Annotated in this window: 17 protein-coding genes; 10 read left to right on the forward strand and 7 right to left on the reverse strand. The window is 65.1% G+C overall.

Annotated features, from left to right (window positions below; translation table 11 throughout):
• Positions 1-26: 26 nt before the first annotated feature.
• The 4 genes from BRA471DRAFT_RS29860 to BRA471DRAFT_RS29875 all read right to left on the reverse strand — a co-directional run bounded on the left by BRA471DRAFT_RS29860 (position 27) and on the right by BRA471DRAFT_RS29875 (position 4,684).
• Positions 27-1,319, reverse strand: a complete 1,293-nt coding sequence (locus BRA471DRAFT_RS29860) for an adenylosuccinate synthase (RefSeq protein ID WP_007614135.1) — start codon at positions 1,317-1,319, stop codon at positions 27-29.
• A 197-nt stretch (positions 1,320-1,516) separates the two neighbouring features.
• A complete protein-coding gene (locus BRA471DRAFT_RS29865; RefSeq protein ID WP_007614138.1) occupies positions 1,517-2,200 on the reverse strand; it encodes an ABC transporter ATP-binding protein in 684 nt (227 codons plus the stop codon).
• On the reverse strand, positions 2,193-3,419 hold the full coding sequence (locus BRA471DRAFT_RS29870; RefSeq protein WP_007614143.1) for an ABC transporter permease: 1,227 nt from the start codon (positions 3,417-3,419) through the stop codon (positions 2,193-2,195). The genes BRA471DRAFT_RS29865 and BRA471DRAFT_RS29870 overlap by 8 nt, the downstream gene beginning before the upstream one ends.
• Complete coding sequence (locus BRA471DRAFT_RS29875) at positions 3,416-4,684, reverse strand: efflux RND transporter periplasmic adaptor subunit (protein ID WP_007614144.1); 1,269 nt, start codon at positions 4,682-4,684, stop codon at positions 3,416-3,418. The genes BRA471DRAFT_RS29870 and BRA471DRAFT_RS29875 overlap by 4 nt, the downstream gene beginning before the upstream one ends.
• A gap of 193 nt (positions 4,685-4,877) precedes the next feature.
• On the opposite strand from BRA471DRAFT_RS29875, the gene mgtA reads away from it, so the two are divergent.
• The 4 genes from mgtA to BRA471DRAFT_RS29900 all read left to right on the forward strand — a co-directional run bounded on the left by mgtA (position 4,878) and on the right by BRA471DRAFT_RS29900 (position 10,172).
• Complete coding sequence (gene mgtA, locus BRA471DRAFT_RS29880; RefSeq protein ID WP_007614145.1) at positions 4,878-7,376, forward strand: magnesium-translocating P-type ATPase; 2,499 nt, start codon at positions 4,878-4,880, stop codon at positions 7,374-7,376.
• A 153-nt stretch (positions 7,377-7,529) separates the two neighbouring features.
• Positions 7,530-8,462, forward strand: coding sequence for a DMT family transporter (locus BRA471DRAFT_RS29885; protein WP_007614146.1), 933 nt, complete (start codon positions 7,530-7,532; stop codon positions 8,460-8,462).
• 508 nt (positions 8,463-8,970) lie between these two features.
• Positions 8,971-9,489, forward strand: a complete 519-nt coding sequence (locus tag BRA471DRAFT_RS29895) for a hypothetical protein (RefSeq protein ID WP_007614148.1) — start codon at positions 8,971-8,973, stop codon at positions 9,487-9,489.
• 8 nt (positions 9,490-9,497) lie between these two features.
• Positions 9,498-10,172, forward strand: coding sequence for a class I SAM-dependent methyltransferase (locus BRA471DRAFT_RS29900; RefSeq protein WP_007614149.1), 675 nt, complete (start codon positions 9,498-9,500; stop codon positions 10,170-10,172).
• A gap of 3 nt (positions 10,173-10,175) precedes the next feature.
• Here the strand turns inward: BRA471DRAFT_RS29900 and BRA471DRAFT_RS29905 are convergent, their stop codons facing one another.
• Entirely contained in the window at positions 10,176-13,367 is a 3,192-nt protein-coding gene (locus BRA471DRAFT_RS29905) for an adenylate/guanylate cyclase domain-containing protein (RefSeq protein ID WP_007614150.1), read from the reverse strand.
• A gap of 223 nt (positions 13,368-13,590) precedes the next feature.
• Positions 13,591-13,992 carry a DUF1330 domain-containing protein gene (locus BRA471DRAFT_RS29910; RefSeq protein ID WP_007614151.1) on the reverse strand — a complete coding sequence of 134 codons (402 nt, stop codon included), beginning with the start codon at positions 13,990-13,992 and terminating at the stop codon, positions 13,591-13,593.
• Positions 13,993-14,085: 93 nt separating this feature from the next.
• Between BRA471DRAFT_RS29910 and BRA471DRAFT_RS29915 the strand changes: the two genes are divergently transcribed.
• Both BRA471DRAFT_RS29915 and BRA471DRAFT_RS29920 read left to right on the forward strand, forming a co-directional pair.
• Positions 14,086-15,021: a DMT family transporter gene (locus BRA471DRAFT_RS29915; protein ID WP_007614154.1), complete on the forward strand. Its 936-nt coding sequence runs from the start codon at positions 14,086-14,088 to the stop codon at positions 15,019-15,021.
• Between the two features lie 97 nt (positions 15,022-15,118).
• A complete protein-coding gene (locus BRA471DRAFT_RS29920; protein WP_007614156.1) occupies positions 15,119-16,096 on the forward strand; it encodes a tripartite tricarboxylate transporter substrate binding protein in 978 nt (325 codons plus the stop codon).
• Positions 16,097-16,219: 123 nt separating this feature from the next.
• Here the strand turns inward: BRA471DRAFT_RS29920 and BRA471DRAFT_RS29925 are convergent, their stop codons facing one another.
• Positions 16,220-17,905, reverse strand: coding sequence for a methyl-accepting chemotaxis protein (locus tag BRA471DRAFT_RS29925; protein ID WP_007614157.1), 1,686 nt, complete (start codon positions 17,903-17,905; stop codon positions 16,220-16,222).
• 250 nt (positions 17,906-18,155) lie between these two features.
• On the opposite strand from BRA471DRAFT_RS29925, the gene BRA471DRAFT_RS29930 reads away from it, so the two are divergent.
• From BRA471DRAFT_RS29930 to BRA471DRAFT_RS29945, 4 genes are all read left to right on the forward strand, one after another.
• Positions 18,156-19,199, forward strand: a complete 1,044-nt coding sequence (locus BRA471DRAFT_RS29930) for a C-terminal binding protein (RefSeq protein WP_007614159.1) — start codon at positions 18,156-18,158, stop codon at positions 19,197-19,199.
• Between the two features lie 100 nt (positions 19,200-19,299).
• A complete protein-coding gene (locus BRA471DRAFT_RS29935) occupies positions 19,300-20,643 on the forward strand; it encodes an ABC transporter substrate-binding protein (RefSeq protein ID WP_007614162.1) in 1,344 nt (447 codons plus the stop codon).
• A gap of 136 nt (positions 20,644-20,779) precedes the next feature.
• Positions 20,780-21,736: a carbohydrate ABC transporter permease gene (locus BRA471DRAFT_RS29940; RefSeq protein ID WP_007614164.1), complete on the forward strand. Its 957-nt coding sequence runs from the start codon at positions 20,780-20,782 to the stop codon at positions 21,734-21,736.
• Positions 21,729-22,625, forward strand: coding sequence for a carbohydrate ABC transporter permease (locus BRA471DRAFT_RS29945; RefSeq protein WP_007614166.1), 897 nt, complete (start codon positions 21,729-21,731; stop codon positions 22,623-22,625). The genes BRA471DRAFT_RS29940 and BRA471DRAFT_RS29945 overlap by 8 nt, the downstream gene beginning before the upstream one ends.
• Positions 22,626-22,703: the final 78 nt, after the last annotated feature.

Consider the following 22,703-nt stretch of genomic DNA (forward strand, 5'->3'; position numbering starts at 1 on the left):
TATACGCGCGTCCCGGTAAGAGATCGTTAAGCCTCAAACGGATTTTGTACGAGGATAGTATCCTCGCGTTCGGGGCTGGTGGAAAGCAGTGCGACCGGGCACCCCACCAATTCCTCGATCCGGCGGACATATTTGATCGCCTGGGCCGGCAGCTGGGCCCAGGACCGCGCATTGGCGGTCGGCTCCTTCCAGCCCTCGATGGTCTCGTAAATCGGCTCGACCCGGGCCTGGGCGCCCTCGCCCGCCGGGAAATGATCGATCTCCTTGCCGTCCAGCTTGTAGCCGGTGCAGACCTCGATCGTGTCGAAGCCGTCGAGAATGTCGAGCTTGGTCAGCGCCAGACCGTTGATCCCGCAGGTCCGGACCGCCTGGCGAACCAGAACCGCATCGAACCAGCCGCAGCGGCGGGGCCGTCCGGTATTGGTGCCGAACTCGCGGCCGCGCTCGCCGATCTTGCGGCCGGTCTCGTTGTCCTGCTCGGTCGGGAACGGGCCCTGGCCGACGCGGGTCGTGTAGGCCTTGCAGAGGCCGAGCACATAGCCGACCGCGGCGGGGCCGAGGCCCGACCCGGTCGCGGCCTGCGCCGCCACCGTGTTGGACGACGTCACATACGGGTACGTGCCGTGATCGACGTCGAGCAGCGCGCCTTGCGCGCCCTCGAACAGCATGCGCTTGCCCTCGCGCCGCTTGATGTCGAGCAGCCGCCACACCGTCTCGGCATAGGGCAGGAGCTGCGGCGCGAGCGCGGTCAATTCCTGCACGATCTCCTTGCCGTCGAACTCCGGCAGGCCGAGGCCGCGGCGCAATGCGTTGTGATGCGCCAGCAGCCGGTCGATCTTGTGCGGCAGCGTGTCGAGATCGGCGAGGTCCATCAGGCGGATGGCGCGGCGGCCGACCTTGTCCTCGTACGCCGGGCCGATGCCGCGGCGGGTGGTGCCGATCGCGGTCGCCGCATTGGCGGATTCGCGATGCGCGTCGAGTTCGCGGTGCAGCGGCAGGATCAGGGTGACGTTCTCGGCGACCCGCAGATTGTCCGGGCCGACCGCGACGCCCTGCGACCGCAGCTTGGCGACCTCGTCGAGGAAGGCGGCGGGATCGAACACGACGCCGTTGCCGATCACCGACAACTTCTGCTCGCGCAGCACGCCCGAGGGCAGCAGCGCCAGCTTGTAGGTCTTGCCGTTGATCACCAGCGTGTGGCCGGCGTTATGGCCGCCCTGGAAACGGACGACGATGTCCGCCTGCTCCGACAACCAGTCGACGATCTTGCCCTTTCCTTCGTCGCCCCACTGGGCGCCGACGACGACAACATTGGCCATTCGCGGGTAATCCCTATGCAATCTGTTAGATGCGCCCAGCCCAATCACGGCCGGGGCCGCTCGAACGCGAGGCAGCCAACCGGATAAAGGATGCAGCCTCTGTAAGCAAGCAAGAACGGGGCTTTTTCGGGGCCCAATGCTCTATCCAAGCCCTTGATATCCCCTAAAAATCCGCTTCCCGGACGGGCTCTACGACGTTAGGCCCGGATGCGGCCGTCGACTACTTCGATGATGCGGTCGCAGCGCCGCGCCAGATCCATATTATGGGTCACCAGCAGGAAGCTCGTGCCGCTGTCACGGTTGACCTGCCTCATCAGCTCGAACACGGCATCGGCCGATTTGGTGTCGAGGTTGCCGGTCGGCTCGTCCGCCAGCACGAGATCCGGATTCATGGCGAGCGCGCGCGCTACCGAGACCCGCTGCTGCTGGCCGCCCGACATGTTGTTGGCGAGGTTGTCGGCGAATTTCTCCAGCCCGACCTGCGCCAGCAGCCGGTTCGCCCGCTCCTCGATCTCCGCAGATGGAAAGCCGCGATCGACCAGTATCGGCATCATGACGTTTTCCCGCGCCGTGAAGGCCGAGATCAGGAGATGATACTGGAAGACGAAACCGATGGTATGGCCGCGCAATCGGGTGATCTCGGCGTCGCCGAGCGCAGCCGTGTCCTGTCCCTTGATCAGAAGGCGGCCCGAGGTCGGCCGGTCGAGCAGGCCGACGATGTTGAGCAGCGTGCTCTTGCCCGAGCCGGACGGGCCGATCAGCGCCAGAAACTCGCCGTGGTCGAGCTCAAGGTCAATACCGTGCAGCACCTCGGTTTCAGTCGGCAGGCCGACATTGTAGGCCTTGCATACCTTCTCGAGGCGGAGGATTTCGCTAGCCACGGATCGCCACCACCGGATCGAGTTTGGCCGCCCGCACCGCCGGCGCCATCGCGGCGAGCAGGCCGGTGATGGTGGCGAGCAGCGCCGTATAGATGAACAGGCTTCGCTCCAGGACCAACGGAAACAATTCCGTGCCGTCGGCCTGGCGTGCCACCGAATGCCAATAGATTAGCGCAAACGCGCCCATGGCCGCGCCGAACAGCGAGCCGACGAAGCCGAGCAGCCCGCCCTGCACCAGGAACACGCGCAGGATCTGGCCGCGCGAGGAGCCCATTGCGCGCAAGATGCCAATATCCTTGGAACGCTGGATCACCGAGACGACCAGCACGGCCGCGATGCCGAAGGCCACGGAAAGGCCGACGAACAGGCGAATCAGGGTGTTGGTGTTCTGCTGGGCCTGCACCGCGGTGAAGAACTGCGCATTGGTCTTGATCCAGCTGTCGGCCTCGACCACGTTGGAGGCTTGGATGCGCTGGGCGATCTCCTCGGCCGCATAGATGTCGCCGACGGTCATATCGATGGTGGTGATGCCGCCGATCATGCCGAGCAGCGACTGCGCGGTGCGCAGCGCGGCATAGCAGATGCGCTGGTTGGCGCTCTTGTTGCCGAGGTCGACGAGGCCGGAGACCGTGAGCACGCGCGTGGCACCGGATGCGGCGCGAATGTTGAGCTTGTCGCCGACGGTGGCGCCCAGATCCTTCGCGAGTTCGATACCGATGATGATGTCCTCGCTGGTCAGGCGCGGCTCGCCGACGACGATATAGTCCGGCACCTTGACGATCTTGAAATAGGAATCCGGTTCGACGCCGGATAGCGTCACGGAACGGCTGGCGTCGCCGCGCACCACAAGCACGGAGCCAAGGATGGTCGGCGATACAGCGACGACCTCGGGCATCGCCTGCATCTGGTTCCTGATCTTCGGCCATTGATCGATCGAGATCACCCGCTGGCTCGGGCGCTGCACCACCGCGTCTTCGAACTCGCTTGCGCCATTGCGCAGAGGGCGCGCGACCTGGTCGGGCGCGAGAAGCTGGATCTGCGGCTGCGAGGTCAGCACGCGCTTGATGAAATTGGCCTGCAACCCCGCCAGCATCGCCGACATGAAGACGATGACGCCAACGCCGATCGAAATGCCGCCGATGATGAAGGCGGTCTGGAGCCGGCCTTCGCGCAGGAAACGCACGGCCATGGTCCATTCGAAGGGCAGCCAGCGGTTCATGGCAAGACAGGACGCACGCGCTGACCGGTCAGGACGCCGGAACTTTGCGGGATCGCGACATCGCCGGCAGCGAGTCCGTCGGTGATCTCGATATGGCTGTTGCCGCGCAAGCCGATCCGGACCGGCCGCTGGCTGGCGCGGCCGTTCCTGATGCCGAGCACCCAGGGAGCGCCCGACAGGGCGTCGTGCACCGAGCGCACCGGCAAGACCAGCGCATCGTCCTTTGCGGCGACCTCGATATCCACCGAGACCGTCATGTCCTGGCGCAGATAGTCCGGGGGATCGGCGACCGTCAGCTTCACCTCGACCGATGCGCGGGAAATGTCGATGCCGGGATTGATGTAGGTGATCTCGGCAGCGAAGCGCCGGTCCGGATAGGCGTCTGCCGAGGCGAGCGCCTTCTGCTCGAGCGCTATCTTGCCGAGATTGCGTTCGTCGATCTGCAGCACGAGTTGCGCGTCGCCGGCCGGCGCGAGCACCAGCAGCGTCTTGCCCGGCTGCACCACGGTGCCGCGTTCGACACTGCGCGTGATCAGGACGCCGTCACGGGGCGCGGTGATCGTCGCGTAATCGAGGCGGGATTCGGCGGTGTCGAGATTGGCGCGCGCCTGATTGAGCAGGGTCTGGGCCATCACGTAGTCGCTGCCGCCCGGGCTTGCCGTGTAGACCTGAAATTGCGCCGAGCGCATCTGGGCGCGGGCGACGTCGAGCGTCTTCTGCGCATCGTCGAGCGCGGCGCGCGTGGCATAGCCGTTGTGTTCAAGCTGCGCGGTGCGGTCGTAGGTCTGCTGGGCGTTGAGCAGCGTCGCCTTGGCCTGGGTCAACGCCTCGTCAGCCGAGGGCCGCGTCAATTCCTCGATCTGCCTGATGCGCGCTTCGGCCTGGGCCACCGCGCCCTGCGTCTGCACCACGCTCGCTTTCAGTTCGCGCGATTCCAGCGAGATCAGGGGCTGGCCCTTGGTGACCTTTTCGCCTTGCTGCACCAGCACATCCTGCACCGTGCCAGTGAGCTGACTGCCGATCTCGACCCGGAACGGCGTCTCGACGTGGCCGCTTGCCACCACCGTCTCGACCAGGCGGCCGCGCTTGACCTGGTCGACCACCATGGCGGGCCCGAGGATCGTCCGCGCGCTTTGCCAGACCCCGAGGCCGAGCAAAACGACGACAACCAGGATGAACCATTTGTGACTGAGAAATCCCGACCATAGCGCCGTGATGGAGACCCGCCTGTCAGGCGGCGGCAGGATCATCGCTTGCTCGACCATAACGCTATCCGAATCGCGCCGGACCGGCCGGCGGATTCGTCCTCATCTCGATTTCGATCGTTGCCCGGCGAAAGCCGGGCTTGATGCCGATGAAGCTAGCGTGCCCTTGGCATTCCAGATTGCGGTAGGTCAACAGGTTGCGCCGAATTTCGAGGCATCTGCCTGACGAGACACTTCGAAACGGGAGCCTTGCTTGTCGGACAGTCCAGCGCACGCCGACAACCGCTTCTGGCATCTTTCACCCGATCAGCTATGCAAGCGCCTGGGCTGCGGCCTCACCGGCCTGACCGCCGCGGACGCCTCCGAGCGCCTCGATCGCTTTGGGCCGAACAGCGACGCGCGGCCGCGCGTCGAGGGGGCGGCGCGTGCGATCACGCGCCGGCTGCTGGAGCCGCTGTCTCTGATCCTGCTGGTTGCCGGCATCGTCTCGATGCTCACCGGCGATGATATCGGCGGGCTCATCATTGTCCTGATACTCGTGCTCTCGATCGGGCTCGACACCGTCCAGGAAGGCCATGCGTTGCAGGCCGCGGAAGTGCTCCGCCGATCGGTGGCGCTCAAGGCCGAAGTCAGACGCGACAACGAGTTCCGCGAGATCGACGTCGATCGGCTCGTGCCGGGCGACATCCTGCGCGTCCGTTCAGGCGACATCATTCCCGCGGACGCGCTCATCCTGGAGTGCACAGCCTTCACCGCGGGCGAAGCGGCGCTCACCGGCGAACCCTATCCGGTACAGAAGCGCGCCGGCGCCACCACCGACCCGGACGACACGTCGAATGCACTGTTTCGCGGCGCCGTCGCGCAAACCGGCGAGGCGATCGCGCTCGTCGTCAGGACCGGACGCGACACCGTGTTCGGAGCGGCGGCCTCCGCACTTGCCGAGGCCCAGACGCCTTCACCGTTCGAACGCGACTTGCGCGAATTCGGCCTCGTGATCGCGCGCGCCACGCTCGCATTGGTGCTGGTCGTGCTCACCGTCCGCGTGGTGTTTGGCCGCCCCGTGATGGACTCGCTGCTGTTTGCCGTGGCGCTCGCGGTCGGGCTGACGCCGGAACTGCTGCCAATGATCACCACGGTGACGCTGTCGCGCGGCGCGCTGCGCATGGCCGGCCGCAAGGTGATCGTCAAGCGCCTCGCCGCGATCCACGATCTCGGCGCCATGACCGTCTTGTGCACGGACAAGACGGGCACGCTGACCTCGGCCGAGATCACGCTGGCCAAGAGCCTCGACGCCGCCGGCAAGGACGATGCCAGCGCCGCGCGGCTCGGCGCCATCGCCGCGAAACTCGGCGGCGATCGCGGCTCGCTCGACGCGGCGCTGGTTGCCGGCCAGTCGAATGCCGCGCAGGGCTGGACCCTCGCCGGCAGGCAGGCGTTCGACTTTTCGCGGCGGCTGGGATCCGTGCTCGCGACCGGTCCCGAAGGCGCGCTGCTCATCGTCAAGGGCGCGCCGGAGGCGGTGCTCGAGCTGTGCGTGATGGACGACGGCGCCCGGACCCGCGCGATCGCCCGCGTGCACGAACTCGCAAACGAAGGGCTCCGCAGCATCGCGATCGCCTCGCGCCCTTGGACCGGCGCAACGCGCGAGGTCGAGACCGCCGACGAGACCGATCTCGCGTTCGAAGGTTTTTGCGCCTTCGCCGACCCGCCGAAGCCGACGGCCGCGGCCGCGATCGCACGGCTCGCGGCAACCGGCATCACGCTGAAGATCCTGTCGGGCGACGATCCGGTGGTGGTGAAGCGGCTCGCCGGCCTGGTCGGGCTGAATGCCGACCGCGTCCTGTCGGGAGCCGACATCGCCGAACTCAGCGACGAAGCACTGGCAGTCCAGGTTCAATCGACCGACGCCTACGGCCGGCTAGCGCCCGATCAGAAGTCGCGCATCGTGAAGGCCCTTCAGGCCGGCGGCGCGGTGGTCGGCTTCCTCGGCGACGGCATCAACGACGCTCCGGCACTGAAGGCCGCCGATATCGGCCTGTCGGTCGACGGCGCGACCGGCGTGGCGCAGGCCGCCGCCGACATCATCCTGCTCGCCTCGGATCTCGAAGTCGTCGCCGACGGCGTCGAAGAGGGCCGGCGCACCTTCGCCAACATCATGAAATACGTCCGGATGGGCGCGAGCTCGAATTTCGGCAACATGCTGTCGATGGCGATCGCCTCGATGGCGCTGCCGTTCCTGCCGATGCTGCCGACGCAGATCCTGCTCAACAACCTGCTCTACGATCTCTCCGAGCTCGGCATCCCCTTCGACCAGGTCTCGCGCGCGGCCACCGCGCAGCCGCAGGTCTGGAGCATGACGCGGCTGGCGCGTTTCGCCGCGATCATGGGGCCGTTGTCCTCGGTCTTCGACTTCCTGACCTTCGGCGCTCTCATCATGCTGTTTCATGCGTCGCCGGACGAATTCCGCACCGCATGGTTCATCGAATCCATGGCGACGCAGATCCTCGTGATCTTCATCATTCGCACCAATGGCCGACCGTGGCGCAGCTGGCCCGATCCGGTGCTGTCCGCCTCCTCGCTGGTCGCCCTGCTGGTCGCGATGGTGGTGCCCTTCACGCCGGTCGGTGCCTGGTTCGGCTTTGTTGCACCGCCACCGGTCATGATGGGCGGCATCGCGGTTCTGGTTGCCGTCTATCTCGCCTGTGCCGAACTGTTGAAGCCGTTCGCGATCCGTGCCGGGCTCAAGCGTTGAGCGGGTTCCGGCCGCTGCCATGCATGGACGCGATGCGCCTCGCGCCGTTGATATCGGCCGGATTTCCGTGTCTTTGAACGGGCCGGGTCTGAACCGGCCCGGGTGCCGCCGGGCTGGAGGCTCGGCGCATGACGCGGGGCCACAACAATCACAATGTCCGCCACCGACGAGACCACCGGGGCCGCCACGTCCGGCCACAACTGGATCGCCAACCAGCCTTATCTGCTGCTCAGCATCACCGCGCTGTGTTGGGCCGGCAATGCGATTGTCGGACGGCTCGCCGCCGGTCACATCCCGCCGGTGACGCTGTCGTTCCTGCGCTGGTTCTTCGCCTTTCTGCTGGTGCTGCCGTTCGCCTGGAAACACCTTGCGCAGGACTGGCCCGCGATCCGCGGCAAGCTCGGCCTGATGGTCACGCTCTCGATCACCGGCATCGGCGCCTTCAACACGCTGCAATATTGGGCGCTCGAGCATACGCAGGCGCTCAACACGCTGCTCTTGCAATCCGCCGCGCCGCTCGTCGTGGCGCTGTGGTCGCTCGCCATCCTCGGCGTCAGGCTCACCGCGGCGCAGGCCTTCGGCGTACTGCTGTCGATGTGCGGCGTGCTGATCATTCTGCTGCATGGCGATTTCACCACGCTGTCGAACATCGACTTCAACAAGGGCGACCTCATCTTCGTCGTCGCGCTTGTTATCTTCGCGCTCTATTCGGTGCTGACCTTGAAGCGGCCGCCGATGCACGGCCTGTCGTTCCTCGCCTTCACGTTCGGCTGCGGTGCGGCCTGTCTCATTCCGCTGGAGATCTGGGAGTTGTCCGCGCGTCCCGTGATGAAGCTCGACGGGCCGAACCTCCTGACCCTGTTCTATGTCGCGGTGTTCCCCTCGACGCTCGCCTATCTCTGCTTCAATCGCGGTGTCCGGCTGATCGGCGCCAACCGCGCCGCGCCGTTCTTCCATGTCGTGCCGGTGTTCGGCTCGATCATGGCGATGGCGTTTCTGGGCGAGCACCCGCAGGCGTTCCACTTCATCGGCTTCGCGCTGGTGCTGGCCGGTGTGTTCGTGGCGTCACGGAAGCAGGCGGCATAGCTCGTCTTCAAATGTAGCGCGCCGCACCCATGCAGAGCGTCGTGAGCAGCGCCGCGGCCACGCGCTGAGCAGTCGCAATGCGTGAATGGATGATCGCTGAATCGCCCGAGCCGCGGCTCAAGGCGAGAACCGCGCGGGGCCAATTGCGGCCTGAGCGCCGACCGCGATCAACGCGCAGACCGCGAGGGCCTGCTCGGTCGTGCCGAAGCTGCCGGAGTGGGCGAGATGGCCGAGATGGGCTCCGGTCAGGACCGCGATCGTCGCCACCTCAAGACGTTTGCGGAGCTGCGCCCGCGGCGGTCGCCCGAGGAGGTCTGCCGCTTGATGCAGGCCGCGTGACGCGCCGCTGTTGATGGGTTGATACTGGCGGGACAGAAAGCGCACTGAGCGGAAGAAGTAGGGCCACGAGCGTCTCGCTTTCCTTGCAATTTGTCCGGGACCAAGGTTCAATGTCCCGATTGCTGGCTTCCCGATCCAATAACCCAACTGTAATTGCAGGGAGAGTGATATGGGCGCATTGATGGCCGAGGACGATATCTATATCGGCCCGCTGTTCGATCTGTTCAATTTGAGATTTGGTCCCGAGCAGAAAGATATCGAACTGACTGCCGGGGGCGTGTCCGAAATCAAGGCCCTGCAGGACGAATTCGAAATCTTCCAGGAAGGACGGCCGCTCGTCGAGAGCGCAAAGCTCCTCGGATTGGGCGGCCTGAACAACAACCGTGCAAAGAACCGGTGGTACAGTGTGCTGGCCTGGCTGGCCAAGGTCCCCTCGGACCAGGACGGCGAAACGGGCGACCAGCGCATCGTGAACGCATTAATCAAGAACTTTGCGCGCAAGTCGCCGCTGCCTTGCTTCATGAAGGCCCATGATTCCCGCGATACCGGCGGCTACGGCCTGCGGGTCGTGGTTCGCGAAGACAACCCGGTCTTCTACATCGAGCGAACGTATCTCACGATCTCGGTGCCGATGGCGCCCAAGGTCCCGCCTGGAGGCAAGGGCAAGAAGAAGAAGTCGAAGAAATAGGCGGGCTAATGCGCGCCGCCGTTGTCACGAGCGAGCTTGCCTCTCCGGGCGCCGGAGACCTGAGCCGGATCTACAACGGCATCGCCGCCTATTATTCGGCGAAGGTCGCACGCTTCGGCGCGACGCCGAACGGCGTCGACTGGACCTGCCAGGCCACGCAGGAGATGCGCTTCGTCCAGCTCCTAAGATTGTGCGACTTCGCATCGCCCTTCTCGCTGAACGATCTCGGTTGCGGCTATGGCGCGCTGATCGCCTATCTCGGCCGCCGGCATAACGGCTGCGCGGTGGACTATCTCGGTATCGACGTCTCGGAGCCGATGGTTCGGCGGGCGCTGCGGCTTTGGCGGAACCGCGGCGACGCCGCGTTCGCCATAGGCCATAGCAGCCCCCGGACGGCCGACTACGCGGTCGCCAGCGGTATCTTCAACGTTGCGCAGGATCAGCCGCAGCACGACTGGGAGCAGTTCATCGCGGCGAGCCTCGATGATCTTCATCGCACCACCAGGCGCGGCTTCGCAGTCAATTTCATGAAGCGGCCGGAAAGCGCGCCTGCCCGCCGAGGCCTCTACACCACCGACACCGTATCCTGGGCGCGCTACTGCGCCAGCCGGTTCAATGCCATTGCAGAGGTGCACGACGGCTATGGATTGATGGAGTTCACGCTCATCGTGCGGAAACCCTAGCCTTCACGCGCCGACCGACAGCCGTCGTCGAGTCTCCTCCAGCAGCCGCCGGTAAATGCCCGCCCCCGTCAGCTCGATCAGGGCCTCGGCCCGATCGACGAGGAGGGCCACCTCGCCGAGGTGATCCGGGTTGTTGCTCGCCGCCAGCGCGGCGGCGAGCGCGATGGTGGCGCGGCATTCCGGCAGCCGGGCGTGCCGTTCCTGCGCCACCGCGATCGCTTCCCGTGCCTTGTCGATGGCCGCGGCGTGGGCGCCGGAACGAAGCTGATAGTCGGCGATGCTCGCAAGCATCTCTGGTTCGATTTCCATGGCAACGCGCGCCGCGCGCACGAACTCGACGCCCTCCGTCAACGACAGGATTGCGGCCTGATAGTTCTGCGCGATGCCCTGCGCCGTGCCGATGCAGGCGAGCGAATAGGCGCGCAAATAGGGACTGGCCTGGCGCGTCGCCAGTTCGATCACGCGCCAGGCATGGGTGGAGGCCATCGCGGAATCGTCAAGGCACCAGGCCAGATCGACATACCCAAGATGGGCGATGAACTGCACCGTCGGATCGATCAGCGTCGGATCGATGGCGAGAATTCGATCGAAGCACCGCCGCGCCTCGTCAAAACGGGCGAGACGAACCAGGATTCGGCCGCGGAGGCCGAAGATCCAGTGCTCGACATTGTAGCCAAGGAACTGGTGCTCGAAGTCGGTGATGCCAGGAACGCCGGCGAGCGCCGCATCACTCGCCGCCAGGGCTTCGCGCAAAAGGCCGGCCCAGCCGTAGGCTTGGCTGAGCGAGGCATTGAGCGTCGCGGCGCGACTGGTAAGCTGTCGCGATTCGGTCAGCGCCAAGGCTTCCCTGACGGTGTTGACGTAGGCATCGGCTTGCCCGCCGCTCGCACCCGCGATCCGTCCTTCGACGAACAGCAGGAGCGGGATCATGGAATCGTCGATCTCCTGCGCCCATTCCAACGCTTCCTGAATGAAGGGTTTTGCGTCCTCCGACGTCATGCCCTCGCGCCAGCCTAGCCAAGCGATCTGGCTGCTGGCCGCGATCCTGAGCACATCGCCCGCGAGAGTACGCTTCTGTCCCCCCTTCAGCGCGCGCACCTTGTGCCAATGCCGAATCGCTTCTGCCGGACTGGTCGAGCCGATCCAGCGCGCGGCGCGCGCGGCGTATTCGGCGGCGGCGTCGATCTCGCCGGCCTGCTCGAAATGGTGCGACAGGAGCGCTGAAAGCTCCTCGAGCCGCTCAGGATAAAATTGCTCGATCGCACGCGCCACCCGCGCGTGCAGAAGGCTGCGCCGCGCGCGGAGCTGGGTCGAGTAGGCGATTTCCTGAATCAGGGGATGGCGAAAGCTGTAGCCTTGGCCGTCCTCGCCGCTGCGCGCCTGGAGCATCTCGCCGGAACAGAGCCGGGCCAGCGTCGCCTCGAGCTCGACAGCGGACACGCTGGCAACGCTCTGCAGCACCGCGAGCTGAAACTCCTTGCCGATGATCGCGGCCGTGTGCAGGAGGTCGCGATCGCCGGGCGCCAGCCGATCAATCCGCGCTCCGATCACAGCCTGCACGGTCGGCGGCAGCACGTCGGAGACACCGGAAATGCCGCGCCGATAACCGCCCTGCTCGCCAACGATGGCCAGATGCTCGACCAGGGAACGGATCAGCTCCTCAGCGAAGAACGGGTTGCCGCCGCTGCGCTCGGCGACGCGCCGCCGTACCTCGGACAGCTCGTCCCCCGGCCCGAGCAGCTCGTTGACGAGATCGTCCGTATCCGTCGGCGAGAGCTCGGCGAGCTCGATCTGCTGGTACAGCGGCTCGCGCATCCAAGGCGCGAAATAGGCCGGCCGGAAATTCACGATCAGGACCGTCTTGGTGGAGATCACCGCGTCAACGAGCGTTGCGACGAATTCCTCGCTCGCCTGATCGAGCCAATGCAGGTCCTCGATGATGATCACCGACGCCGACGCGCCGCGCTGGCGAATCATGTGCCGGACGATGTCCAGCAAGCGAACGTTGCGTGCGCGCGGACCAAGCCAGGAGGGTGGGCCCTGGCCGTGCCTGATGCCGAGGAAATCGCAGACCAGCCAGAGGTCCGCCTCGAATGTAGAGCCCAGCTCGGCGAGGCGCGTGGCGATCTGCTTAACCGCCAGATCAGGCTCGTCGTCCGGTGAGACGTTGAAATAGGTCGAACGCAAGAACTCCAGCACCGGCTGCAGCGGCGTTGCCGTGCCATAGGGCTGCGCGCGGGCCTCGAACACCGGGATGTGGCGCGCGCGGCAATACTCAGCGAACTCGTAGCACAGCCGGCTCTTGCCGGTCCCGGGCGGGCCGACGATGCCGGTGACGCGCGAGCTGCCGGTCTCCACCGCCGCCAAAGTCCGCTGCAGCAGAGCCATCTCCCGCTCGCGCCCGCGGAACGTCGCCAAGGCGACACCGCGGAATTGCTGGCTAGCCACCGCCGGCTTGAGGTTCTTGAGAAGATACAGCTCGATCGGCTCCGGCACGCCGCGCAGGCGGTGACGGCCGAGCGGGCCGACGTCGCAGAACGAGCGCACCAGACGGTAGGTCTCGTCGGTCAGGCAAATCTCACCCGGTTCCGCCTTGGCCGGCAGCCGGCTCGCCAGATGAATGGTGAGCCCGTAAGCGCCGTGCTCGGTGACCGTGTCGACGAGCGGAGCATCCGCGACGATCTCGCCGGAATGCAGGCCGATGCGTACCGACATGGCATCGTCTCGCGCACGAAACGTGTCGCGGATCGCCAGCGCCGCCTCGCACGCCAGCAGGGCGTGGCCCTCCTGCGCGCGCGGTGCGCCGAAGAAGGCGAGGATGCCGTCGCCGAGAGTTCGGACCACCGTGCCCTCGAACCGCTCCACGCCGTCGCACATGGAATCGAGCGCGGGCTTGAGACGCTGCATGGCATCTTCAGCGGTTAGGCCGGCGACGATCTCGGTCGAGCTAACGAGATCGGCAAACAGCACCGTCACCTGCTTCAGCTCGCCCCGAAGCGGCCTCGTAGAATGCCCCGCCGCTGCCGGGATTGGGCGGCTCGCAGCATTCAGGGCCGCGCCGCAGGCCCCACAAAAACCTGAGCCGGGCGGGTTGAGATGATTGCAGGCGGAGCAGGCCATCGGCAAAGCCGAACCGCAGCCGTGACAGAAGCGATTGGTCGCCGGATTGTCACCGCCACAACTCTCACAGAGCATCTGATCCCCAACGAAGCAATAGTCGACCAGCAGGAAGCAGCACCGCAACGCGCGATGCCTAGCCTGCAATGCCGGTCATCCGCGCCCACCGGCCAAAGGCATCATCTTTGGCACCCTCAGGCAACCGAATAGTTCACATTTGGCGCGCAACTGGGTCGAAGTCGCGCCCAAAGGTTGCACAGAATATCCAAACACGCACGCTTGGTTCGTGAGTCCGGCAGGATCAGCCGGCGCTGAATTTGCTGTAGGCTTGCTCCGTCGCAACGATCACATGCTCGGCGCAGGCGTTGCGCCGGTGCGGATCGGCGTCACGCTCGTAGGCCTCCGACGTCATCATGTCGACGAAAGCCGCAACTGTGGGATAATGGACCAGCGCCACGAAATCCCAGTTGTTGCCCTGCTGCGGGCCGAGCGCGACCGCCTTGGCGTCGCCGGTCCAGAGCAGCGTGCCGCCGCGCGCCTTGATCATCGGCACTGTGACCGCACTGTAGCGCAAATAGGCGTCCCAGCCGGAACCGTCGCCGTCGCCGGAGCGCGCGTGGAAGCGCATCAGGTTCAGCATCACCACGGGTGCGCTCGAATCGAGCCGCTCCAAGCCGTCGATGTTCAACATATTAACCGTCAATGCCGCCTCCTCTGGTCATGCCTGCATTGTAGCATTGCGGCCGCGTGACTTGTGTCACGACGTAAATCCGGCGCAAGCTCGTATCCAACGCCAATGACGATCGCTTCGCCCGCGCCACCGGCCTCCAATCCGGCCAGTTGGCTCAACAACCAGCCTTATCTGCTGCTCAGCCTGAGCTCGCTGTTCTGGGCCGGCAACATCGTGCTCGCGCGCCACGTCGGCGCGCATGTGCCGCCGCTGACGGTGACCACGATCCGATGGTTCGGCGTGTTCCTGATCCTCCTGCCGTTCGCCTGGCCGCATCTGAAGCGCGACTGGCCGAATCTGCGCAAGAGCCTGCCGCTGATGCTGTTCCTGTCGCTGGTGGGCTTCGCCTTCAACAACGCGATCTCGTACTGGGCGATGCAGTACACGGAAGCGCTGAACGCGCTGCTGATCCAGTCGGCCGGGCCGCTGTTCGTGGCGCTGTGGTCGCTGGTGCTGTTCGGAGTGCGGCTGACCGGTGCGCAGCTCGCCGGCATCGGGATCTCGCTTCTCGGCGTGCTGATCATCATCCTGCGCGGCGATCTCGCCGCGCTCGCGAGCATCAGCTTCAACAGGGGCGACATCATGTTCGCCTCCTCGCTGGTGGCGTTCGGGATCTACTCCGCCTTCATCCCGCGGCGACCGAAGATCCACCAACTCTCCTTTCTCTCCTTCACCACCTGCTGCGGCGCGACGATGCTGCTGCCGACCGCGATCTGGGAGGCCTGGAGCGGCCGCGTCCTGCAACTCGACGGGGTGACGCTGGCGACGCTGGGCTACATCCTGATCTTTCCCTCGACGCTGGCCTATCTGTTCTTCAACCGGGGCGTGGCGCTGATCGGCCCGAACCGCGCCGCACCGTTCTTCCATCTGGTGCCGGTGTTCGGCTCGGCGATGGCGATCCTGCTGCTCGGCGAAAAGATTCAGCCATTCCACCTGATCGGATACCTGCTGGTGCTCGCCGGCGTCGTGATCGCCTCGCGCCAGGGGTCTGCGGTGAAGTAATTCCGCAGCGCGAGACGAGGCGACAAACTCGCGTCTTCCGATTTCGACGAGGAGACGCTAGGTTCCCCGCCAACGAAAAAAGAGGGAACGAACCGACATGCTTTCAGCGTTGATCCGAAACCTGCGTGCCATCGGCACGGCCGTCCTTTGTCTCGCCGCCGCGTCCGCTGCGCAGGCCGACAACTATCCGAGCCGCAACATCACGCTGGTGCTGCCGTTCGCGGCCGGCAGCGGCACCGACACCACGACGCGGCTGATCTCGCAGCATTTGTCGCAGGCCCTCGGCGTCGGCATCGTGATCGAGAACAAGGCGGGCGCCAACGGCATGATCGCCGCCACCTATGTCGCGCGCGCCGCGCCCGACGGCTACACGCTGCTGGTGACCACCAACACCACGCATTCGGCCAATCCCTATCTGCTCAAAAGCCTGACCTACGATCCCGTCAAGGACTTCACCCCGATCGCGCGCACCGGCGACCTGCCCTTCATGCTGGTGATCCACCCGGAGGTGCCGGCCAAGACGGTCGGCGAACTCATCGCCTACGGCAAGGCCAATCCGGGCAAGCTGAGCTACGCCTCGGGCTCGTCCTCGGCGATCGTGTCGGGTGCGACCTTCGCGCACAATGCCGGGCTCGACCTCCTGCACGTGCCCTACAAGAGCTCGCCGCCGGCGCTCAACGACGTCATGGGCGGACGCGTCTCGATGATGTTCGTGGACATCCTGACCGGCCTGCCGCATGTCCAGGGCAACGCGCTGCGCGCGCTCGCCGTCACGACAAAGGACCGCTCGGCGCTGGTGCCGAACCTGCCCTCGATGCAGGAGGCCGGCGTGCGGGACTTCGACATCTCGTCGTGGCAGGGCTATTTCGGACCCGCCGGCATGCCCAAGGAGATCGTGACGCGACTCAATGGCGAGATCCGGAAGATCATCGAGCAGCCGGAGATCAAGGCCAAGCTCGCCACCCTCGGCATGGACGCGTTTTCGGGCACGCCGGAGCAGCTCGGTACGTTCGTGAACGAACAGCTGGTGTTGTGGGAGAAGCTGATCCGGGAGGCGGGGATCGAGAAGCAGTAGAACGGTCTCGTAGGGTGGGCAAAGCGAAACGTGCCCACCGAGAAGTTACCGCGAACTCAAAAAGAAAAAGGGTGGGCACGACGCTTCGCGTCTTTGCCCACCCTACGAATTCAGTGCAAGAACCTACGCCGCGCGCATCTTGGCGAGGAAGCCGTCGACTGCGCTGCGCAGCGCGCCGGACTGGCTGTCGAGCTCGCGGGCGTTGGTGAGCACGTCGGCTGCCGCCGTGCCGGTCGCTTCCGCGGCCGACGTGACGCTGCCGATATTGGCGTTGATCTCGCTCGAGCCGGCGGCGACCGACTGGATGTTGCGGGCGATCTCGCGGGTCGCCTCGCCCTGCTGCTCGATCGAGGCGGAAATGCCCGCGGTGATCTGGCTCATCTCGGCGATGGTCTGGGTGATGCCGCCGATGGCGGCGACCGCATCGCTGGTCGAGGTCTGCATCGCCGCGACCTGGGCGGAGATTTCCTCGGTCGCCTTGGCGGTCTGGTTGGCGAGGGCCTTGACTTCGGAAGCGACGACGGCGAAGCCGCGGCCGGATTCACCGGCACGCGCCGCCTCGATGGTGGCGTTGAGGGCGAGCAGATTGGTCTGCGCCGCAATCGAGTGGATCAGCTTGACCACCTCGCCGATCTTCTCGGCGCCGGTGGAGAGCTCCTGCACCGTGGCATTGGTGCGCTCGGCGTCGTTGACGGCGCGGCTCGCCACTTCGGTCGAGCGGGTGACCTGGCGCGAGATCTCCGCAACCGAGCTCGACAGCTCTTCGGCGGCGGCGGCAACCGTGCCGACATTGCCCGACGCTCTCTGCGAGGCGGCGCCGACCGTCGCCGCACGCGAAGAGGCGTCGCTGGCGGTCGCGGTCATCGATTGCGCCGTGGCTTGCATACCCGTCGCGGCCGAGGAGACCGAGCGGACGATGCCGTTGACGCTGCGTTCGAAGTCGCTGGCGATGCCCTCCATCGCGCTGCGACGTTCCGCCGCGACACGATCCTTGGCATCGGCTTCGCTCTTCTCGATTTCGCGAATGCGCAGTGCGTTGTCCTTGAAGATCTGGACGGTCGAGGCCATTGCGCCGACCTCGTCGCCACGGCCGACGCCGGGAATGTCGCCCTCGAGCTTGCCCTCGGCGAGATCCTTCATGCGGGCGCCGAGCAGCGCCAAGGGACGGCTGATGCTGCGGCCGAGCAGCCAGGCGACGCTTCCGGCGACGATGACGATACCGAACATGGCGAGACCGAGCAGCCAGTAGACCGGGCCCATCTTTGCGTCGATGTCGTCGAGATAGGCGCCGGTGCCGAGATACATCTCGAGTTCGGGGACGGCCACCGCGTAGCCCATCTTCCGGATCAAGCCTTCGTGGCCCGGTTTCGCGTATTCATAGGTCAAAAGGATCGAACCGTTAGCCTTCGCGCCGTTCATCAGCTCCAAGGACAGTTTGCGGCCATTGGTCAGAACTTCCATGCGGTTGGTGCCGATCTGCTTTGGATCGGGCGCCAGCTGCGTGATACCGTCATAGGACGTCCCGAATAGATAACCGGCCCCTTTGTCATAGGTCATCGCGTTGCCGTAGCGGCGAAGATCAGCCATCGCGGCGTCCTTCGTCATCTCGCCCGCATCCACCCGCTTCTTCAGCGCCACCGCATAGTTGCGGCCCATGTCGACGATGGCCTTGGCCTGCTCGATACGCGCGTTCACCATCTCCTGCTTCATCAGATAGCCGGCCAGAAATCCGGAGATGCACAGGCCGAACAAGGTGACGCCGACGAGAATGCCGAGCTTGGGGGCGATCTTCAGATTGCTCAATTTCACGGGATGCTCCGGCAACAAAGGGATAAGGACACGCGAGGGAATCGATCGCAATTGAATCAACTTTTAGTGGCGAGCCCTTAGCAACCTGTTACGGAGCGCCCCGTAAAAGCCCGGAGGAAACGTCGGGGCCGTCGCACAAATCGCCGCCACGGCAACCGCCGATTGTACGCAACCGCCCCGATTTCGCGTAAAAGACGCAAAGGCCCGCGCGAAGGCGGGTCGCAACAAGAAACCAAATCGGGAGCAGGACATGCCGAAATACAGGATCGTGACGCCGAAGGGCGCGAGCTTCACGGTCGCGAGCAGCGATTATTCCTATGAGCGTGAGGCGCTCGATCCGATCGACGCCGAGATCGTCGAGGCCCCGGCCGACGAGGCCGGGTTCATCGCCGCCGCGAAGACAGCGGACGCCATCTACGCCAAGGGTATCCCGATCACCAAGACCATCATCGACGCGCTGGAGAGCTGCAAGGTCATCACGCTGGGCTCGGTCGGCGTCGACAGCGTCGACATCAAGGCTGCAACCGCGCGCGGCATTCCCGTCACCAACATCCCCGACACCTTCATCGAGGAGGTCGCCGACCATGCCATGATGCTGCTGCTCGCAGGCTTCCGCCGCCTGGTCGAGCAGGACCGGATGGTGCGCAGCGGCCGCTGGGCCGAGGGCAGGCCGGCGTTGTCGAAGATTCCGCGGCTGATGGGCCAGACGCTCGGCTTCATCTCGTTCGGCCGCGTCGCGCGTGCAGTTGCGAAACGCGCGGCGCCGTTCGGGCTGCGGATGATGGCCTACGATCCCTTCATCCAGGAAACGCTGATGTCCGACCACGGCGTGATTCCGGCGACGCTGAACGAGGTGCTGTCGCAATCCGACTTCGTCTCGATGCACGCCCCCGCCCGGCCCGAGGTGCATCACATGCTCACCGAGAAGCACTTCCGGCAGATGAAGAAGGGCTCGGTCTTCATCAACACCGGCCGCGGCGCCACCGTGGACGAGGAAAGCCTGATCAAGGCGCTTCAGGAGGGCTGGATCGCCCATGCCGCCCTCGACGTGCTGGAGAAGGAGCCGCCCTCGCACAACAATCCGCTGCTCGGCATGGACAACGTCACCCTGACCGCCCATGTCGCCTCCGCCTCGGCACGGTTCGACGAGGCGCGCAAGCGCCGGGTGGGCTACGAATTGTCACTGGTGCTTCAGGGCATGTGGCCGGTAAGCTGCGTCAATCCGTCGGTGCTGCAAGACACCGCGCTCCGCCGCTGGCAGCCTGTCAGCATGGACCGCGGCCCGAACAGCTAGGCGGGACGGCCGCGAAGGCGCGCCGGCAACCGGCAAAAGACTGAAAACGACCCTTCACCGGCGATCAACGCCGGGAAGGGAAACACATAGGGAGGAACCGATGAGGAACGACATCACACGTCGTGATGCCTTGGCGCTGGGCCTGTCCGCTGCGGCAATCGCGGCCACCGGTGCTCCGGCAAATGCGCAATCCGCGATCAAGGCCGCGGACGTCCCCGCACCGAAACTGCCGATCGAGAAAGGCGCATCCCTGCGCATGCTGCGACCGGTACGTTTCGTCCAGGCCGACGAGGACGTGTTCCGCGCCAATGCGGCAAAATTCACCAAGGAAACCGGCGTCGAGGTCAAGGTCGATTTCGTCGGCTGGGAGGACATCAACCAGCAGACCGCGGTGACCTCGAATTCCGGCGCCGGTCCCGACATCATCATCGGCTTCTCCGATGCGCCGCACATCTATATCGACAAGCTGATCGAGCTGACCGACGTCGCCGATTATCTCGGCAAGCGTTACGGCGGCTGGCTGCCGCTGGCGCAGCGCTACGGCAAGAAGAACAAGAGCGACGCCTGGATCGGACTGCCGTTCGGCGCCACCGCGGGTCCGCTGATCTACCGCAAGTCGATCCTGCAATCGGTCGGCTTCGACAAGGTGCCGGAAGACCATGCCGGAATCCTCGACCTCTGCCAGAAGCTCCAGAAGGCCGGCAAGCCGGCAGGCTTCGCGCTCGGCAATGCCAGAGGTGACGGCACTGGTTTCGCGAACTGGTCTTTGTGGTCGCACAACGCGGCGCTGCTCGACGAAGACGGCAACGTCACAATCAACAGCAAGGAGACCATCGCAGCGCTGAACTGGGTCAAGCAGCTCTACCCGACCTTCATCGCCGGCACGACGTCATGGAATGACGTGTCGAACAATCGCGCCTATTCCGCGCAGGAGATCGGACTGACCGCGAACGGCGTCTCGCTGTACTTCTCACTGAAGAACGATCCGGCGACCAAGGCGATCGCGGATGATAGTGAGCATCAGCTACTGCCCAAGGGCCTCGCCAAGGTCTCTCCGATGGATGGACTCACGCTCAATGCCATGGTGTTCAAACACAGCCAGTATCCCAACGCCGCAAAGGCCTTCCTGCAATACATGCTGGAAAAGGACCAGTACGAGCCATGGCTCAACGCCAATTCCGGCTACTGGTCGCAGCCGCTCGCGGCTTATGCCGATGCCGCGGTATGGACGCAGGACCCCAAGGTATCGATCTTCAAGAACACCATGAATAGCACTTACTACAGCGGTTATAAGGGACCGATCTCGACCGCGAGCGGAGCGGTCACCGCCGACTACGTGCTGATTCAGATGTTCGCGTCGGTTGCGACCGGCGCTGCCACACCGGAAGCCGCGGCCGCGGAAGCCGAGCAGCGCTGCAAGCGGTACTTCCGGCGGCAGAAGTAGCGCTGGACAGAAGTTCGTCATTGCGAGCGAAGCGAAGCAATCCAGCCTGTCTCCGCGCTTACAGCCTGGATTGCCTCGTCGCTTCGCTCCTCGCAATGACGGGCGTGGTGACTTCCAGAGACAGGACAACGACCCGATGTCCGTGACCACACTTCCCACTCTCGCCCTCGCACGACGGCAGCCCTCCTGGCTGGTACGCCTGTTCGACTACAAGCCGTTCCTGATCGTGATGTGCCTCGCACCCGCGATCGGGCTGCTCGCGGTGTTCCTGACCTATCCACTCGGCCTCGGCATCTGGCTCGCCTTCACCGACACCACGATCGGCAGAAAAGGCGTCTTCGTCGGCTTCGAGAATTTCCAGTATCTGCTCACCGATTCCCTGTGGTGGAACGCGGTGTTCTACAGCGTGGTCTACACGGGGATCGCGACCTTCGGGAAGTTCGCGCTGGGCTTCTGGCTCGCGCTGCTGCTCAACAACCATTTTCCGTTCAAGAGCCTGTTGCGTGCGATCATCCTGATGCCCTGGATCGTGCCCACGGTGCTCTCGGCGCTGGCGTTCTGGTGGATCTACGATCCGCAGTTCTCGATCATCTCCTACCTTCTGGTCGACGTGCTGCACTGGCGCACGACCAATATCGACTTTCTCGGCTCGCCCTGGCCGGCGCGCTTCTCGCTGATCGCCGCCAACATCTGGCGCGGCATTCCTTTCGTCGCGATCTCGCTGCTGGCGGGCCTGCAGACCATTTCGCCCTCGCTCTATGAAGCCGCGATGCTCGATGGCGCCAGCGCCTGGCAGCGGTTCCGCTACATCACCTTTCCGATGATGATGCCGATCCTCGCCATCGTCATGACCTTCTCGATCATCTTCACCTTCACCGACTTCCAGCTGGTCTATGCCATCACCCGCGGCGGCCCCGGCAACTCGACGCATTTGCTGGCCACGCTGGCCTTCCAGCGCGGCATTGCCGGCGGCGAGCTCGGCGAGGGCGCGGCGATCGCGGTGTCGATGATCCCGTTCCTGGTGTTCGCGACGCTGTTCTCTTATTTCGGCTTGGCCCGCCGCAAATGGCAGCAGGGAGAGAGCAATGACTGATACCGCCGCCCAGCCGGCCGCCGTCGCCACCACACCGCCGGACACCATGGCCTGGGATTCCGGGCTGCGGCGGCTGATGATGATCTACCTGCCGCTCGGCTGCTTCGTGCTGATCCTGCTGTTTCCGTTCTACTGGATGGCAATCACGTCGTTCAAGCCGAACGCAGAGCTGATGAACTACCGGGAGCACAACCCGTTCTGGATCTCCTCGCCGACGCTGGCCCACATCAAGCACCTGTTGTTCGACACCGCCTATCCGCGCTGGCTGTGGACGACGATGCTGGTCGCGATCGGCGCGACCACGCTGTCGCTGATCGCGAGCACGCTGGCCGCCTATGCGATCGAACGCCTGCGCTTCCGCGGCAGCCCCTATGTCGGCCTCGGCATCTATCTCGCCTATCTCGTGCCGCCGTCGATCCTGTTCATTCCGCTGGCAACCGTGGTCGTGCAGTTCGGCCTGTTCGACAGCCCGCTTGCCCTGATCCTGGTCTATCCGACCTTCCTGGTGCCATTCTGCACCTGGCTCCTGATCGGCTATTTCAAGTCGATCCCCTACGAGCTCGAGGAATGTGCGCTGGTGGACGGCGCCACACGGCTCCAGATCCTGCGCCGGATCACGCTGCCGCTGGCGGTGCCCGGCCTGATCTCGGCCGGCATCTTCTCCTTCACGCTGTCCTGGAACGAGTTCATCTACGCGCTCGCCTTCATCCAGAGCGGCGCCAACAAGACGGTGCCGGTCGCGATCCTGACCGAGCTCGTCACCGGCGACGTCTACCAGTGGGGGGCGCTGATGGCGGGATCGCTGCTCGGCTCGCTGCCGGTTGCGATCTTCTACTCGCTGTTCGTGGATTATTACGTGTCCTCGCTGACAGGCGCGGTCAAGGAGTAACTCGCGGCTGCGCGCGAGCGCAGTCGATCGTGCTATCGTGATAGACCGCATGCTGCATTGGCCCCACGCTGCATCCTG

The sequence above is a fragment of the Bradyrhizobium sp. WSM471 genome (assembly GCF_000244915.1).
Taxonomy (GTDB): domain Bacteria; phylum Pseudomonadota; class Alphaproteobacteria; order Rhizobiales; family Xanthobacteraceae; genus Bradyrhizobium.